We start from the raw sequence: 16,449 nt of genomic DNA, 5'->3' as shown, positions 1-16,449 counted from the left end.
CCGGGCGTACGCGCCCCGGAACACCAGCCCGCCCCACCTGCCGACAGGCGAGGTGCAAGGCGACCCGCCGGACGCGCGCTGCTCGTTTCGGCGCGGATGCCGCATCCTTGAGGTGTGGAGTCTCTCGGGGACGAGTCGGTCGAGCGGAAGGGGAGGGCGCAGGGAATGAGTGCCGGCGCACCTGCTCATAACGCTTCGGTGCACAACCACGGACAGGATGCGACGGACCGGACGGCCGCAAGGCACCATGGACCGATGCGCGACGACGAGGCGGGCACGGCCCACGGGGCGATCGGTGCGCTCGTGCACCGGGCCGTCGACGGCGACGCGCAGGCCACGCACGACCTGCTCGCCCATGTGCACCCGCTGGCGCTGCGCTACTGCCGCACCCGGCTGTCCCGGCTCCCCGGCGACGCGCGCCACTTCGTGGAGGACCTCGCGCAGGAGGTCTGTGTGGCCGTCCTCCTCGCCCTGCCCCGCTACCGCGACACCGGCCGCCCCTTCGAGGCGTTCGTCTTCGCCATCGCCTCCCACAAGGTCGCCGACCTCCAGCGGGCGGCCATGCGCCACCCGGGATCGACCGCGGTGCCGTCCGACGAGATGCCCGAGCGGCCCGACGACTCCCTCGGCCCCGAGGAGCGCGCCCTGCTCAGCAGCGACGCCGAGTGGGCGAAGAAACTGCTGGCCAACCTCCCCGAGAACCAGCGTGAACTGCTCCTGCTGCGCATCGCCGTGGGCTTGACCGCGGAGGAGACGGGGCAGATGTTGGGAATGTCACCCGGTGCGGTCCGCGTGGCCCAGCACCGGGCCCTGAGCCGGCTGCGGGCGCTCGCCGAACAGTGATCCCCCCTGTGCGGGGCCTCCGTGGCCCGTCGTTGAACAGGCGCGCCGCTGGTTCCGTACGAACATACGAAGCCTGAAGCGACCTCGTATCGTGGAATTTGCTAGCGACGCTTCCCGTTAGCATGGACATCCGCACCGAGCAAGGCCATTTGGGGAAGGTGTCATGACTGCCAACGTCGACGGAGTGCCCGGAAAATTCGCGACACTCGGGCTGACCTACGACGACGTGCTGCTGCTGCCGGGCTCGTCGGACATGGCACCCGACGAGATCGACACCGCCTCGTACGTCTCCAAGAACGTGCGGGTCAACATCCCGCTGCTGTCCGCCGCCATGGACAAGGTGACCGAGGCCCGCATGGCGATCGCGATGGCCCGCCAGGGCGGCGTCGGCGTCCTGCACCGCAACCTGTCCATCGAGGACCAGGCCAACCAGGTCGACCTGGTGAAGCGCTCCGAGTCCGGCATGGTGACCGACCCGATCACCATCCACCCGGAGGCCACCCTCGCCGAGGCGGACGCGCTGTGCGCGAAGTTCCGCATCAGCGGTGTGCCGGTGACCGACGGGGACAAGAAGCTCCTCGGCATCGTCACCAACCGCGACATGGCGTTCGAGAGTGACCGCAGCCGCCGCGTGCACGAGGTCATGACCCCGATGCCGCTGGTCACCGGCAAGGTCGGCATCTCCGGCCCCGAGGCCATGGAGCTGCTGCGCAAGCACAAGATCGAGAAGCTGCCGCTGGTCGACGACGAGGGCGCCCTCAAGGGCCTGATCACCGTCAAGGACTTCGTCAAGGCGGAGAAGTACCCGAACGCCGCCAAGGACGCCGAGGGCCGCCTGCTCGTCGGCGCGGCGGTCGGCGTGGCCGGTGACGCCTACGAGCGCGCCCAGGCCCTGATCGAGGCGGGTGCCGACTTCATCGTCGTGGACACCGCGCACGGCCACTCCCGGCTGGTCGGCGACATGATCGCCAAGATCAAGTCGAACTCCGCCGGCGTCGACGTGATCGGCGGCAACGTCGCCACGCGCGACGGCGCGCAGGCCCTGGTCGACGCGGGCGCCGACGGCATCAAGGTCGGCGTCGGACCCGGCTCCATCTGTACGACCCGTGTGGTCGCCGGTGTCGGCGTCCCGCAGGTCACCGCCATCTACGAGGCCGCGCTGGCCGCCAAGGACGCCGGTGTCCCGGTGATCGGCGACGGCGGCCTCCAGTACTCCGGCGACATCGCCAAGGCCCTGGTCGCGGGCGCCGACACGGTCATGCTCGGCTCGCTGCTCGCGGGCTGCGAGGAGTCCCCGGGCGAGCTGCTGTTCATCAACGGCAAGCAGTTCAAGTCGTACCGCGGCATGGGCTCGCTCGGCGCCATGCAGACCCGTGGTGAGCGCAGGTCGTTCTCCAAGGACCGCTACTTCCAGGAGGGCGTCGCCTCCGACGAGCAGTTGATCCCCGAGGGCATCGAGGGCCAGGTGCCCTACCGCGGTCCGCTGTCCTCCGTCGTCCACCAGTTGGTCGGCGGCCTGCGCCAGTCGATGTTCTACGTCGGCGGCCGGACCGTGCCCGAGCTGCAGACGGGCGGCCGGTTCGTGCGGATCACCTCGGCGGGTCTCAAGGAGAGCCACCCGCACGACATCCAGATGACGGTCGAGGCGCCGAACTACAGCAGCAAGAGGTAGCTCTCAGGCAGTACGCACGCGTCTGCACGCGCGCGTGACGGCCGTCGACGGCGGCTCCGCACCCCGCGGGGCCGCCGTTGCCGTGCCCGTCGGCGATACTGGAAGACGCTGAAACGCATCAGGGAAAGGCCCAAGACGTGACTGAGATCGAGATCGGGCGCGGCAAGCGCGGCCGCCGGGCGTACGCCTTCGACGACATCGCCGTCGTCCCCAGCCGCCGTACGCGGGACCCGAAGGAGGTCTCGATCGCCTGGCAGATCGACGCCTACCGCTTCGAGCTGCCGTTCCTGGCCGCCCCGATGGACTCCGTGGTCTCCCCGGCCACCGCGATCCGCATCGGTGAGCTGGGCGGCCTCGGCGTGCTGAACCTCGAGGGGCTGTGGACCCGCTACGAGGACCCGCAGCCGCTGCTGGACGAGATCGCCGAGCTGGACGCCGAGACGGCCACCCGCCGTCTCCAGGAGGTCTACTCGGCCCCCATCAAGGAGGAGCTGATCGGCGCCCGCATCAAGGAGGTGCGCGACTCCGGTGTGGTCACCGCCGCCGCGCTCTCCCCGCAGCGCACCGCCCAGTTCTCCAAGGCGGTCGTGGACGCGGGCGTGGACATCTTCGTCATCCGCGGTACGACGGTGTCGGCGGAGCACGTGTCGTCCTCGCACGAGCCGCTGAACCTGAAGCAGTTCATCTACGAGCTGGACGTGCCGGTGATCGTCGGCGGCTGCGCCACGTACACCGCCGCGCTGCACCTGATGCGCACCGGCGCGGCCGGCGTGCTGGTCGGCTTCGGCGGCGGCGCCGCGCACACCACGCGCAACGTCCTCGGCATCCAGGTCCCGCTGGCCACCGCCGTCGCCGACGTGGCCGCGGCCCGCCGTGACTACATGGACGAGTCCGGCGGCCGGTACGTGCACGTGATCGCGGACGGCGGAGTCGGCTGGTCCGGCGACCTGCCCAAGGCGATCGCGTGCGGCGCCGACGCGGTGATGATGGGCTCCCCACTGGCCCGGGGCACCGACGCGCCCGGCAAGGGCCACCACTGGGGCATGGAGGCCGTCAACGAGGAACTGCCCCGCGGCAAGAAGGTCGACCTCGGCACGGTCGGCACGATCGAGGAGATCCTCACCGGCCCGTCCCGGATCCCCGACGGCTCGATGAACTTCTTCGGCGCCCTGCGCCGCGCCATGGCCACCACCGGCTACAGCGAGCTGAAGGAGTTCCAGCGGGTCGAGGTCACGGTGGCGGACTCCCAGCACCGCCGCTGACTCCCGCGACATGCGAGGGGCCGGTCACCCGGGCGGGTGACCGGCCCCTCGCGTTCGTCCGGCTCCTCGCGTTCGTCCGGCCGGCGCGCGGGCCGGCCGCCGGGTGGCGGGCCGCCGTTCCGGGGCACGGGCCCCTTCACAACCGGTGCGCCGCCCCTGTGGGCGTGGCGCCCCGCGTGTCCAGCAGGAGCTGCGCCTTCACCGACAGGCCCTGGAGGTCGTAGGTGCGGTGCTGCTGGAGCAGGATCGTGAGGTCGGCGTCGGCGGCGGCTTCGTAGAAGGAGTCCACGCGCGGGACCGGGCGGTCCAGGACGCTCCACGCGGGCACGTACGGGTCGTGGTAGCTGACGGCCGCGCCCAGCTCCATCAGCCGTACGGCGATCTCCTGGGCCGGTGTGCCCTGCTGGTCGGCGAGGTCGTGCTTGTAGGTGACGCCGAGGAGCAGGACGCGGGCGCCGCGCGCGGACTTGCCGTGCTCGTTGAGGAGCGTGGCGGCGCGCCGGACGACGTACCGGGGCATCCGGTTGTTGACCTGCTGGGCCAGTTCGACCATGCGCAGGGTGCGGGTCGCGTGGCCGGTCAGGTCCTGGGGGACGCCGTGCCCGCCGACGCCCGGACCGGGCCGGAACGCCTGGAAGCCGAAGGGCTTGGTCTCCGCGCAGCGGATGACGTCCCACAGGTCGACGCCCAGCTCGTGGCAGAGGACGGCCATCTCGTTGACGAGTGCGATGTTGACGTGCCGGTAGTTGGTCTCCAGTAGCTGCACCGTCTCCGCCTCGCGCAGCCCGCGCGCGCGGACGACCTTGTCGGTGAGCCGGCCGTAGAACGCGGCGGCCGACTCGGTGCAGGCGGGGGTGAGGCCGCCGATGACCTTCGGCGTGCCGGCGGGGGTGTGGTCGCGGTTGCCGGGGTCGACCCGGCTGGGGGAGTAGGCGAGGTGGAAGTCACGGCCGGCGCGCAGACCCGAGCCCTTCTCCAGCAGCGGGCGCAGGAAATCCTCCGTGGTGCCCGGCAGCACGGGCGACTCCAGGATGACCGTGGTGTGCGGGCGGAGCTGTCCGGCCAGGGTGCGGGCCGCCCCCTCGACCTGGCCGAGGTCGAGTCCGCCGTCGGCGCCCCGCGGGGTGGGCGCGCAGATCACCGCTGTGCGCACCCGGCCGAGCTGGGCCGGGTCGGTGCCGGGCCGGAAGCCCGAGGCGTGCATCCGGCGCAGCTCGGCCGGGCTGAGCGAGCCGGCCTCGGGGCCGGTGGCGTAGCCGATGGTGGCGATGCCGGCGGCGACGGCGGCCTGGGCGAGCGGCAAGCCGTAGGGGCCGAGTCCGATGACGGCGAGGTCTGCGGGCATGGCGTGGGCCGTCCTTCCCAGTAGCCGAAGCGGAACAGGTACGCAACCGCTGTGGACAAGACGAGCGAGTGCACTGTCAGACTAGGTACACATATGACCGTTATGTGTGATTGTGTTCGTGTGTCTTCCGGGGGTTCTGCGTGAGTTGTCCACAGGGTGTCAGTACGTGGTGGCCGAAGTCGGACGGCGCGGTCAGAATTTGGGCATGAGGAGGGGATGAAACCGGGCTTCGCCCGCCGGGTGCGGCCGACGTGAGTACGTCTTGCGACATCGGGAGGCAGCGGTGAGGACAACGACTCTGGGGCCGGCGCAGCGCGCCGAGGCACTGGCGGCGATGGCGGAGCGCGAGCTGGACGTCCTGGTGATCGGCGGCGGAGTGGTCGGCGCCGGCACCGCGCTGGACGCCGTCACCCGCGGCCTGTCCACCGGCCTGGTCGAGGCCCGCGACTGGGCGTCCGGCACGTCCAGCCGGTCCAGCAAGCTGATCCACGGCGGCCTGCGCTATCTGGAGATGCTCGACTTCGCGCTCGTCCGCGAGGCCCTCAAGGAGCGCGGCCTGCTCCTGGAGCGGCTCGCCCCGCACCTGGTCAAACCGGTGCCGTTCCTCTACCCCCTCCAGCACAAGGGCTGGGAACGGCTGTACGCCGGCTCGGGCGTCGCGCTCTACGACGCGATGTCCATGGCCCGCGGCCACGGCCGGGGCCTGCCCGTGCACCGCCACCTGAGCCGCCGTCACGCCCTGCGCGTCGCCCCCTGCCTGCGCAAGGACGCCCTCGTCGGCGCCCTCCAGTACTACGACGCCCAGGTCGACGACGCCCGCTTCGTGGCCACCCTGGTGCGCACGGCGGCGTCGTACGGCGCGAAGGTGGCCAACCGTGCGCGCGTGACCGGGTTCCTGCGCGAGGGCGAACGCGTCGTCGGCGCCCGGGTGCGGGACGTGGAGACCGGCGGGGAGTACGAGATCCGGGCCCGGCAGGTCGTCAACGCCACCGGCGTGTGGACCGACGACACCCAGGGCATGGTGGGCGAGCGCGGCCAGTTCCACGTCCGCGCCTCCAAGGGCATCCACCTGGTCGTCCCCAAGGACCGCATCCACTCCACCACCGGCCTGATCCTGCGCACCGAGAAGTCCGTCCTGTTCGTCATCCCCTGGGGCCGGCACTGGATCGTCGGCACCACCGACACCGGCTGGGACCTGGACAAGGCCCACCCGGCCGCGTCCAGCGCCGACATCGACTACCTGCTGGAACACGTCAACTCCGTGCTCGCCGTGCCGCTGTCCCGCGACGACGTGCAGGGCGTGTACGCCGGGTTGCGCCCGCTGCTGGCCGGCGAGTCCGACGCCACCAGCAAGCTGTCCCGCGAGCACACGGTCGCCCACCCGGCACCGGGGCTCGTGGTCGTGGCGGGCGGCAAGTACACGACGTACCGGGTGATGGCGAAGGACGCCGTCGACGAGGCCGTGCACGGTCTCGACGCGCGCGTCGCCGACTGCGTGACGGAGGAGACCCCGCTGCTGGGCGCGGAGGGCTACCAGGCGCTGTGGAACGCGCGAGCGCGCATCGCCGCCCGCGCCGGACTGCACGTGGTCCGCGTGGAACACCTGCTGAATCGTTACGGCTCGATGGCCGAGGAGGTCCTGGACCTCATCACCGCCGATCCGGCGCTCGGTGAGCCGCTGAGGGCCGCCGACGACTACCTGCGCGCCGAGGTGGTGTACGCCGCCTCGCACGAGGGCGCCCGGCACCTGGACGACGTCCTCACCCGCCGCACCCGCATCTCCATCGAGACGTTCGACCGGGGCACGCGCAGCGCCCGGGAGGCGGCCGAGCTGATGGCACCGGTCCTCGGCTGGGACCGGGACCGGATCGAGCGCGAGGTCGAGCACTACGAGAAGCGCGTGGAGGCCGAACGGGAGTCCCAGCTCCAGCCGGACGACCAGACGGCGGACGCGGCCCGGCTGGGAGCACCGGACATCGTGCCGCTCACCTGAGCCCTGCCGGCGCCCCGGCCGGGGGGCTTTCACCCGAACGAGTCGCGTGAACCGGGATCTGCGTTCGGAAGCGGCTCGTTCTACCGGGTGTGAGGGCGGAATCCGCCCGTGAGCGGGCCGCGTGGCAGCGGTCCGGGTGGGCCGGCATGTCACCGGCTCGCCCGCGCCGGCCGGGTGCGGGTCCGGTTCGGTGGACGTGGCCGGCTCGGTGGACGTGGTCGGAGCTGAAGCGCGACGGGCGGCCCGGGTGGGCGGAGGGAGGGGGCGTTATGGGTAGGTCTGAGGTGGGGTCAGCGGAGGCGTGCTCCGGGCGACTTCCCGAAGCCGGGCAGCCCGCCGGGGTGGGCCAGCGGGACCGGGCGGATGGGTCGCCGTCGGTGCCGCGCCCGTGGGGCGGCCACGGCGGACGCCGGTATGGCCGGGAGTGTCCGAAGCGTCGGCATGCCGGTTCCTCCCCTCTTGCAACCCATCATCCCGGTAAGCGGAACGCCCGCTTCACGAGGGCTTCGGGGGCGCGGGAGGCGGCCTTCGGCCACAGGCACCCTGGGCGTCGGCCACTTGCGGGGTAAGAGACAATGGAGGCTCTGTCAGGGCGGGTTGTATGAGGGGACGCATGTCGGAGACGGAGCGGGCGGGTACATCCCGTCAGGAGACTCGTCAGGACAACGGCGAGCGGCGTCTCCTCGCCGGGCGGTACCGGCTGGGAGACGTGCTGGGCCGCGGCGGCATGGGCACGGTCTGGCGCGCCGAGGACGAGACCCTCGGCCGGACGGTCGCCGTCAAGGAACTGCGGTTCCCGACGAACATCGACGAGGAGGAGAAGCGGCGCCTGATCACGCGCACCCTGCGCGAGGCCAAGGCGATCGCCCGGATCCGCAACAACAGCGCGGTGACGGTCTTCGACGTGGTCGACGAGGACGACCGGCCGTGGATCGTCATGGAGTTGGTGGAGGGCAAGTCCCTCGCCGAGGTCATCCGCGAGGACGGCCTGCTGAAGCCCAGGCGCGCCGCCGAGGTGGGGCTCGCCGTCCTCGACGTACTGCGCTCCGCGCACCGCCAGGGCATCCTGCACCGGGACGTGAAGCCGTCCAACGTGCTCATCGCCGAGGACGGCCGGGTCGTTCTCACCGACTTCGGCATCGCGCAGGTCGAGGGCGACCCGTCCATCACCTCCACCGGCATGCTGGTCGGCGCCCCCTCCTACATCTCCCCGGAGCGCGCCCGCGGCCACAAGCCCGGACCGGCGGCCGACCTGTGGTCGCTCGGCGGCCTGCTGTACGCGGCGGTCGAAGGGGTGCCGCCCTACGACAAGGGCTCGGCGATCGCCACGCTCACCGCGGTGATGACCGAGTCCCTGGACGAGCCGAAGCACGCGGGACCGCTGCGGGACGTCATCTACGGCCTGCTGACCAAGGATCCGGCCCAGCGGCTCGACGACGCCGGGGCCCGGGCCATGCTCAACGCGGTGATCCACGCGCCCGAGCAGGAGCCGATGGACGCCACACGCGTGGTCCCCCTGCCGGCGCAGCCGGGACCACCCGGCGGCAAGCGCGGTGAGGAGGCCGGGGAGAAACGGCGCGGCGCGCTGCGTTCGGTCCGCAAGGCCGCCGGCGCGGCGGCGGCGCGGCCGAGGACCACGAGCGAGACGACGGCCCCGGCGGCCGGCGGTGCGGCCACCGGGGCGCGGTCCGCCGCCGCCGGGCCGGCGGGCACCGGTCCGGCCGGCAGACCGGCCGTTCCCGCACAGGGTTCCGGATCCGTGCCGGACTCCGGTGCGGCCAAGCAGAGTTCCGGCTGGCCCGTGGTGCCGCCGCCGGACCTGGACCTGCCGCCGAGGCCGGTGCCCAGGGCGCCGCTGACCGACGTGGTGCCCCGGCGCACGCTCGTCATCATCGCCGTGGTCGTCGCTCTCGCGGTGCTCGGCACCGTGCTCGCCCTCACGCTGAGCGGCGACGACAAGAACGGCGGGAACAGCGGAGCCAAGGCCGCCGCCAGCGCCACCGCGTCCACCAAGGAGGACAGGAAGACGGGCGGCGGCACGGCCAGCGGGAAGCGGACGGACGGCGCGAGCGCCGCACCGGCCGGCACCGGTTCGGCGTCGGCCCCCGGGCCGGACTCCGACGCCGGCCCGTCCGCCGACGACTCCGGCCCGTCCGGCGGTGAGGACGACGGCAAGGACGGCGGGAGCGCCCCGGCGGTCTCGACCCGCAAGAGCGGCCAGGGGTACTCGATCGGGCTGCCGAAGGGCTGGCAGTACCGCTCCACCGGAGGCGCCGGCGACCGCTACACCGGGCCCGCCGGACAGAAGCTGCTCGTCGCCTGGACCGGCACGCCCAAGGGAGACCCGGTGGCGGACTGGAAGAACCAGGAGCGCTACATGGTGCGCTCCCAGTACCGCAAGCTACGCATCGAGAAGGTCGGCTACCGCGGCTGGAACACGGCCGACTGGGAGTTCACCTACGACGAGGGCGGCACCGGGTACCGGACGATCGACCGGGGCTTCGTGGTGAACGGCCACCTCGGTTACGCGCTGATGTACACCGCGAAGGGCGCCGACTGGCACGGCGATCTGCGCAAGGACACCTGGAAGACGCTCACCAAGTCCTTCACGCCCAAGTCGTAGGCCGGGCGCGCCGGTTTGGTGCGTGGGAATCCGTCATCCACTCCGTGCGGGTTGCCTCCGGCACGTATCGTGAATGGTCGCGGACCGTACGCAGCCGCATGCGTGTGCGAAACGGGCCGTACGACGAACGGAAGTGACGGATCTCGGGCGGCCGGGGGAGGCCAAGTGGACGACTACGCGGGTCGGGTGCTCGCCGACCGCTACCGCCTGCCACTTCCGCCGTCCGACGCGTACGAACTCACCGAGACCCGCGCCTTCGACACCTACAGCGGTCAGGAGGTCCTGGTCCGGCAGGTCCCGCTGCCGGAGGTCGTCGAGGCCGAGGTCCTCGACGCGGAGGGGCTGCCCGAGGGGTTCACCGCACGGGAGCGCGCGTCCCGCCGGGCACCCGAGGCCAGGACCGCCACCCGGCAGCCCGCCGACCCGGCCGTGCGGCGTGCCGTCGAGGCCGCGCAGGCCGCCGCCCGTGTCCCCGACCACCCGCGCCTCGACCAGGTCTTCGACGTGTTCGCCGAGGGCGGGTCGCTGTGGATCGTCAGCGAGCTGGTGGCCGCGCGCCCGCTGGCCGCCCTGCTCGCCGAGACCCCGCTCTCGCCGTACCGGGCGGCCGAGGTCGCCTCCGACGTCCTCATGGCGCTCCGCGTGCTGCACGCCCACGGCTGGGTGCACCGCAACCTCACCGCCCGCACGGTCCTCGTCTGCGACGACGGCCGCGTGATGCTGACCGGCCTCGCGGTCGGCGCGGCGGAGGAGGCACTGTGCGGGTACGACCCGGTGCCGGCTCCGGAGGGGCTCACGGCGGACGTGGGGGAGGCGGGGGACGTACGGGGGGACGATTCGCCGGGAGACGGGCGGGACGCGGGAGCTCCCGGCGTCGCGGGTGTCCCCGGCGTTCCCGGCGCTTCCGGCAGGTCCGGGGTTCCCGGCGTGCCCGGGGTCTCCGGCAGGTCAGGGGTCTCCGGTGTGCCCGCGGTCTCCGACGGTGACGGGGGCTTCGCCGGGGGCGGTCCGGACGGTGGGCCGGCCGCGGGGGCCGATCCCGAGGCGGCGCGCCGGGCCGCGATCCAGGCGCGGGCGGCCGGCGGCCTGCCGGTCCCGGGGGCGGGTGAAGCGACCGGTGCCGGTGCGTCCGGGCCGGCGGGCCAGCGGGCTCTGGAGAGCGGCGAGGACATCCGCGCCGCCCGTGCCGGTGCCATCGCCGCCTACCGCGCGGGTGCCCGGGCCGCCGCCCGGGTGCAAGAGGCCCAGCAGTACGGGCGCCCCGCCCTGCCCGCGGCCCGTCCACCGGCCGAGGCCGGCGGCGGTACCGGCCGAGCCGACGCCGCGGCACCGTCGCCGTACGGCCCGGAGACGGGCGGCGCGAGGCCGTCCGAGCGGATAGCCGACCCGTACGGGGTGCGCGGCGCCCCGTGGCACGGCGCCGCACCGCGCGGTGAGCACTCCGCCGTTCCCGGCCACTCCGCCGATCCCGGTCGTTCCGCCGTTCCCGGCCGCGTGGGCGAGTCCTCCGGCGTTTCCGCACCCTCGGCCGCCTGTTGGGACGAGGGGGGTGCCGTGCGGCGGGGACCCGGTACGGCGTTGGCCGCGGAGCGGGCCCGGCAGCTACGGATGACCGTCGTGGGGCCGGTGACCGAGCGGTGGGCGCCGGAACAGGCCGGATCCGTGCACGAGAACTGGCAGCTTGCGGCGCCGATCGGTCCGGCCACCGACCTGTGGGCGCTGGGCGCGCTGCTGTTCCGGTCGGTGCAGGGGCACGCGCCGTACCCGGAGGAGTCGACGGCCGAGCTGGTCCAGTTGGTCTGCGCCGAGCCGCCCGCCTTCGCCGAGGAGTGCGGCCCGCTGCGGCCGGTCGTGGAGTCGCTGCTGCGTCAGGACCCCACCGAGCGGCCCGAGACGGAGGAGCTGAGCGGCTGGCTGCGGTCACTGGTGCGCTCCGCGCCCGAACCCGACGCCGGCATCAACGTCGTGCCCGTGCCGCCCACCGACCCGCGCCGACTGCCGATCGTCCGGCGCCGCGGCGAGCTGGTGCGCCGGCGCCGTGCCGGGCTGCCCGCGACCCACCCGCACGGCCGGCACAAGCGGGCCCGGGAGGGCGCCCGTTCGCCGCGCAGCCTGGGCCGGACCCTGCTCCTGCTGATCCTGCTCCTGCTGGCCGGCGCGGTCGCCTACGCGCTGCTCCTCATGCCGAAACAGGGCGAGAGCGGCGAGGCGGACCGTGGCCGTACCGGCGTCACCGGGCGGACCGGCCCCGTGCCGTCCCGCTCCGCGGGGGCGTCGGCCGGGCCGAGCGCACCGGACGGCGGCGCCTCCGCGCCCGCGACCGAGACGCAGACCGGCGGTGACTCCGCCGTCGCCGACGGTTTCACCCTGCGCAAGGACCCGGACGGCTTCCAGGTCGCCGTCGCCGAGGGCTGGCACCGCACCCCGAAGAACGGCAGCGGTCAAGTGCAGTACGCACAGGGGAACTTCGAGCTGATCGTCGTACCGGGGCGGGACGGCACCTCGGCGTTCGGCAGCGATCCGATGGCCTACCAGCGGGACAAGGAGCGTGAACTCCAGCCGTACCGGGACTCGAGCTGGGCCACGGCCACCGGGTTGCGCACCATCGAGGTGGGCGGACGGACCATGGCGGAGGGGCAGTTCACCTGGACCGACGGGCAGGGGCGGGACCTGTTCGTGCGGAACATGGCGCTGCTGCTGAACGGGCGCTACCACGTCATCCAGGTCCGCGGCCCGGAGGCCGAGCGCGACGAGGTGACCCGGCTGTACGAACAGGCGACCACGACGTACCGGCTGAGCGGTTGAGCGGGTCACGGGGGCCTGCCGGCGCGGCGGCCGGACGGGCCACCGCCACGTACCGCCCTCGCAGTTGAGCGGTCGCAGTGGCGGCCCGCCGGCCGGGAGCGATACGCGCGCGCGTGCGGGGGGCGTCAACCGTCACAGTGCTGTCACCTTGGCACCCCGCCGGTTCCCTGCGGGCAGGCCGGTCCTTAGTCTGAGCCTGTCAAGAGCATTGCGGGGCAACGTGAATCAGATGCAGGGCCTGCTCATAGCGGGCCGATACCGGCTCGCCGACTCCATCGGCAGCGGCGGCATGGGCCGGGTGTGGCGCGCCCACGACGAGGTGCTGCACCGGCAGGTCGCCGTCAAGGAGTTGACCGCCGCGCTCTACGTCTCCGACAGCGACCGGTCCGTCCTGCTCGCCCGTACCCGGTCCGAGGCGCGTGCCGCCGCGCGCATCAACCACTCCGCCGTCGTCACCGTGCACGACGTCCTGGAACACGACGGCCGCCCGTGGATCGTGATGGAGCTGGTCGAGGGCAACTCGTTGGCCGACGCGGTCAAGGAGCGGGGCCGCATCGAGCCGGCGGAGAGCGCGCGGATCGGGCTGTGGGTACTGCGTGCGCTGCGCGCCGCTCACGGCGCCGGTGTACTGCACCGGGACGTCAAGCCCGGCAACGTCCTCCTCGGCGATGACGGCCGGGTCCTGCTCACCGACTTCGGCATCGCCCAGATCGAGGGCGACACCACCATCACGCGCACCGGGGAGGTCGTCGGCTCGGTCGACTACCTCGCGCCCGAGCGGGTGCGCGGTCACGACCCCGGCCCGTCCTCGGACCTGTGGGCGCTCGGCGCCACGCTGTACACGGCCGTCGAGGGCCGCTCGCCGTTCCGGCGCACCTCGCCGCTGAGCACCATGCAGGCGGTCGTCGAGGAGGATGCCGACGAGCCGCGACACGCCGGTCCGCTCGCGCCCGTCATCGCCGCGCTGCTGCACAAGGACCCGGCGCGGCGCCCGGACGCGGGGGAGACGGAGCAGATGCTCGCCGAGGCGGCGGAGGGCCGCCGACCGCGTTCGGCACAGGCGTTCGTCCCCACCCAGGGTTCGGGCGTGCACCCGGGCAGCGGTCACGGCCCGGGCGGGCCCTACGACTCCGGGGCCCCGGCGGGCGGTTACGGCCCCGCACCGGCGGGCTCCGGTCAAGGCTGGCCGACGGCACCCACCACCGGCACGCCCACCACCGGCACACCTATGGCCGGCACGCCCACGGGCGGCCCGGTCAGCCCCGGTGGGTCGACGGCAGGTGGGGTCACCGTGCTGCAGCCCGCCACCGGGGGCGGCCGGGCGGATGACCGGCCCCGCCACCGGCTGCGCGCCCTCGCGCTGGTCGTGGCCGTCGCGGCGGTACTCGGCGGTGGCGCGGCGGCGGCCGTCCAGTGGTGGAGCGGAATGGAACAGGACACCCGGACGAGCGGCGACTCCGGCCCGGCTCCGCAGCCGGCGGTGAGCGGCAGCGGCACGCCCGGCTCCACCGGCACGATCCCCGCGGGCTGGCGGACGTACCACGACCCGCTGGGCTTCAGCCTCTCCCTGCCCAAGGGCTGGACGCGCAAGGTGTACGGCATCGAGGGCGACCTCAAGCAGGTCGATTACACGCCCGACGGTGGCAGACACTTCGTCCGCATCGCCATCGACACCGCGCCGGACTACGCCAAGCCCCTCTCCCACCAGGAGGACCTGGAGCGGCAGCTCCAGCGGCTGGTCGACTACCGGCGCGTGACCATGAAGGAGAACATCTACCGCGACCGCGACGGCGCGTTGTGGGAGTACACCTGGACCGCGCTGAAGAAGGACCCGCCCTACGTCGCCGGGCCGCGCCATGCTGTCGAGGAGACGTACTTCTCCCGTGAGGGCACCGAATACGTGATCTACATGTCGGCACCGGCCGCCGACTGGGTGACGGCCGGCAAGCGGTTCACGTGGGTACTGCGGAGCTGGCAGCAGCCGAACGAGGGCTGATCCGGCGCGGCGGGCGGCGCAGACGGCCGAAACAGGCAGGCTGTGCGGGGTGGCTTGGCCGGTCGGCGCCCCGGAGGGCATGCCCGCCGTGCGGCATGATGGGGCGCATGGGGACCGAGGGAGCCGGCTTCCGGCTGATCGCGGGCCGTTACCGCCTGGAGGAACGCATCGGGCGCGGCGGCATGGGCGTCGTCTGGCGGGCGAGCGACCAGGTGCTGGGCCGTCACGTGGCGGTCAAGGAACTCCTTCCGGACGACGCGCTCCCGGACGACGACGCGCGTCGCCGCCGGGACCGCACGTTCCGCGAGGCCCGCGCGGTCTGTCAGTTGCGGCACCCGCACATCATCGTGGTGCACGACGTGGTGGAGCAGGACGAACGGCCGTACCTCGTCATGGAGTTGATCGACGGCGGTTCGCTCGCCGACCGGATCGCCCGGCACGGCCCGGTCGACACCGCCGAGGCCGCGCGGATCGGCATCGCCCTGCTCAGCGCGGTGCGTACGGCACACGAGGCGGGGGTGCTCCACCGGGACATCAAGCCCGCGAACGTCCTGCTCGAGTCCGGCACCGACCGGGTCGTCCTCACCGACTTCGGCATCGCCCAGGTCGAGGGCGCCACGACGCTCACCGAGACCGGCTCCTTCGTCGGCTCGCCCGAGTACACCGCGCCGGAACGCATGTCCGGGCTGCGCACCGGCCCGGAGTCCGACCTGTGGTCGCTGGGCGCGCTGCTGTGCACGGTGCTCAGCGGCGAGTCGCCGTTCCGGCGCGACTCGCTCGGCGGCATCCTGCACGCCGTCGTCGCCGACGAGATCCGGCCGCCGGCCCAGGCCGGACCGCTGCTGCCCGTCGTCCTGGGCCTGCTGGAACGGGACCCCGACCGGCGGCTGGGCGCGGCGGACGCCGAGCAGATGCTGGGGACGTACCTGGAGACGGGCCGGACGCCGCCCGCGCCGGGCGGGCAGGGCGCGGCGGGGAGCACGCACGGCAGCGGGCGCCTCCACCGGATCGGCGGCGGCCGGACGCCGAAACCCTCCGCGCACCACCCGCCCCCTCAGTGGGACCTCCCGCACGGCGGGCCGCCGCCGTACGCCTCGCCCCGGTCGCCGGGGGAGGCGGTGCCGGCCCGGTCGTCGCCCCGCGGTGTGCTGGTCGCGGCGCTGCTCGTCGCGGCGCTGGCCGGCGCGGGCGTGTCGGCCGCGGCGCTGCTGCTGCACCGGGACGGGGGCGGGGGCGGCGGCACCCCGGGCGGTACGGCGACGAGCCCGGCCACCCGGACCGGCACGGGAGGCACGGCCCTGTCCCCGTCGCCACCAGCGACCCGGCCGACCGCGTCGCCCACCCCCTCACCCACCTCGTCGCCCACCCCGTCGGCCGCCTCCGCCGCACCTCGCCCGACCGCCGCCGACTCGCATACCGCGCCCTCCGGTTACCGCGCGGCCCGGGACCCGGCCGGCTTCTCCCTCGCCGTACCGGAGGACTTCACCCGCAGCCCACAGGGCGAGCGGGTCTTCTACCTCTCACCGGGCGAGACCTTCCGCCTGGGCGTCAAGGTCGGCCCGCCCCAGCCGGGCGGCCCCGCCGGGGTGATGAACCGGTCGGCCGCCGACGGCGCCTCCAGCAACCCCGGTTACCGCGACGGCCGGGTCGCACGGACCAGGCACGCCGGACACCCGGCCGCGCTCTGGGAGTTCACCTGGGACGGCTTCAGTGCGGCGGAGGGCCCGCGCCACACCTACGACCTGTGCTGGGAGGAGGGCGGGCGGCTGTACGACGTGTGGGTGTCGGCGCCGGTCGGCAGGGTGCGGGAGGCCCGGGAGTACTTCGACGTGGCCCTGGACACCTTCTCGGTCACGGAGGCGTGACCGGCCGGCGCACCCTGTGGGCTATGGGCCATGGGTTCGGACCGC

The 16,449-nt window shown here is 73.6% G+C and carries 9 protein-coding genes; 8 read left to right on the top strand and 1 reads right to left on the bottom strand.

The genetic code is table 11. The features are described from left to right. The first annotated feature begins 255 nt into the window (after positions 1 to 255). The 3 genes from D9753_RS14040 to D9753_RS14030 all read left to right on the top strand — a co-directional run bounded on the left by D9753_RS14040 (position 256) and on the right by D9753_RS14030 (position 3,777). Positions 256 to 843: a sigma-70 family RNA polymerase sigma factor gene (locus D9753_RS14040; RefSeq protein WP_121787335.1), complete on the top strand. Its 588-nt coding sequence runs from the start codon at positions 256 to 258 to the stop codon at positions 841 to 843. Positions 844 to 1,006: 163 nt separating this feature from the next. Then, positions 1,007 to 2,515, top strand: a complete 1,509-nt coding sequence (gene guaB, locus D9753_RS14035) for an IMP dehydrogenase (RefSeq protein ID WP_121787334.1) — start codon at positions 1,007 to 1,009, stop codon at positions 2,513 to 2,515. A 137-nt stretch (positions 2,516 to 2,652) separates the two neighbouring features. Beyond that, positions 2,653 to 3,777 carry a GuaB3 family IMP dehydrogenase-related protein gene (locus D9753_RS14030; RefSeq protein ID WP_121787333.1) on the top strand — a complete coding sequence of 375 codons (1,125 nt, stop codon included), beginning with the start codon at positions 2,653 to 2,655 and terminating at the stop codon, positions 3,775 to 3,777. 136 nt (positions 3,778 to 3,913) lie between these two features. Here D9753_RS14030 and D9753_RS14025 read toward each other — a convergent pair whose 3' ends face one another. Beyond that, positions 3,914 to 5,122 (bottom strand): nucleotide sugar dehydrogenase, encoded by a 1,209-nt coding sequence (locus D9753_RS14025; protein ID WP_121787332.1) that lies wholly within the window; start codon positions 5,120 to 5,122, stop codon positions 3,914 to 3,916. Positions 5,123 to 5,405: 283 nt separating this feature from the next. Here D9753_RS14025 and D9753_RS14020 point away from each other — a divergent pair, with 283 nt between their 5' ends. The 5 genes from D9753_RS14020 (at position 5,406) to D9753_RS14000 (ending at position 16,404) form a co-directional block, all read left to right on the top strand. Continuing rightward, positions 5,406 to 7,115, top strand: a complete 1,710-nt coding sequence (locus D9753_RS14020; protein WP_121787331.1) for a glycerol-3-phosphate dehydrogenase/oxidase — start codon at positions 5,406 to 5,408, stop codon at positions 7,113 to 7,115. Positions 7,116 to 7,728: 613 nt separating this feature from the next. Further along, positions 7,729 to 9,738, top strand: a complete 2,010-nt coding sequence (locus D9753_RS14015) for a serine/threonine-protein kinase (protein WP_121787330.1) — start codon at positions 7,729 to 7,731, stop codon at positions 9,736 to 9,738. Positions 9,739 to 9,903: 165 nt separating this feature from the next. Continuing rightward, on the top strand, positions 9,904 to 12,543 hold the full coding sequence (locus D9753_RS14010; RefSeq protein ID WP_121787329.1) for a protein kinase: 2,640 nt from the start codon (positions 9,904 to 9,906) through the stop codon (positions 12,541 to 12,543). A gap of 229 nt (positions 12,544 to 12,772) precedes the next feature. After that, positions 12,773 to 14,539 (top strand): serine/threonine-protein kinase, encoded by a 1,767-nt coding sequence (locus tag D9753_RS14005; protein ID WP_121787328.1) that lies wholly within the window; start codon positions 12,773 to 12,775, stop codon positions 14,537 to 14,539. A gap of 107 nt (positions 14,540 to 14,646) precedes the next feature. Beyond that, a complete protein-coding gene (locus D9753_RS14000; RefSeq protein WP_121787327.1) occupies positions 14,647 to 16,404 on the top strand; it encodes a protein kinase domain-containing protein in 1,758 nt (585 codons plus the stop codon). The last annotated feature ends 45 nt before the right edge of the window (positions 16,405 to 16,449 follow it).

Origin of the sequence: Streptomyces dangxiongensis, assembly GCF_003675325.1 — a bacterium.
In the GTDB taxonomy this organism is placed as follows: Bacteria; Actinomycetota; Actinomycetes; order Streptomycetales; family Streptomycetaceae; genus Streptomyces; species Streptomyces dangxiongensis.
The sequence above is the reverse complement of the archived record's forward strand: the minus strand, read 5'-3'. Positions and strand labels throughout refer to the sequence as shown.

What these genes read in the sequence shown, in the direction of transcription:
- D9753_RS14040 (WP_121787335.1), top strand. Translation starts at nt 256, where the DNA reads ATGCGCGACGACGAGGCGGGCACGGCCCACGGGGCGATCGGTGCGCTC.
- guaB (WP_121787334.1), top strand. Translation starts at nt 1,007, where the DNA reads ATGACTGCCAACGTCGACGGAGTGCCCGGAAAATTCGCGACACTCGGG.
- D9753_RS14025 (WP_121787332.1), bottom strand. Translation starts at nt 5,122, where the DNA reads ATGCCCGCAGACCTCGCCGTCATCGGACTCGGCCCCTACGGCTTGCCG.
- D9753_RS14015 (WP_121787330.1), top strand. Translation starts at nt 7,729, where the DNA reads ATGTCGGAGACGGAGCGGGCGGGTACATCCCGTCAGGAGACTCGTCAG.
- D9753_RS14005 (WP_121787328.1), top strand. Translation starts at nt 12,773, where the DNA reads ATGCAGGGCCTGCTCATAGCGGGCCGATACCGGCTCGCCGACTCCATC.
- D9753_RS14000 (WP_121787327.1), top strand. Translation starts at nt 14,647, where the DNA reads ATGGGGACCGAGGGAGCCGGCTTCCGGCTGATCGCGGGCCGTTACCGC.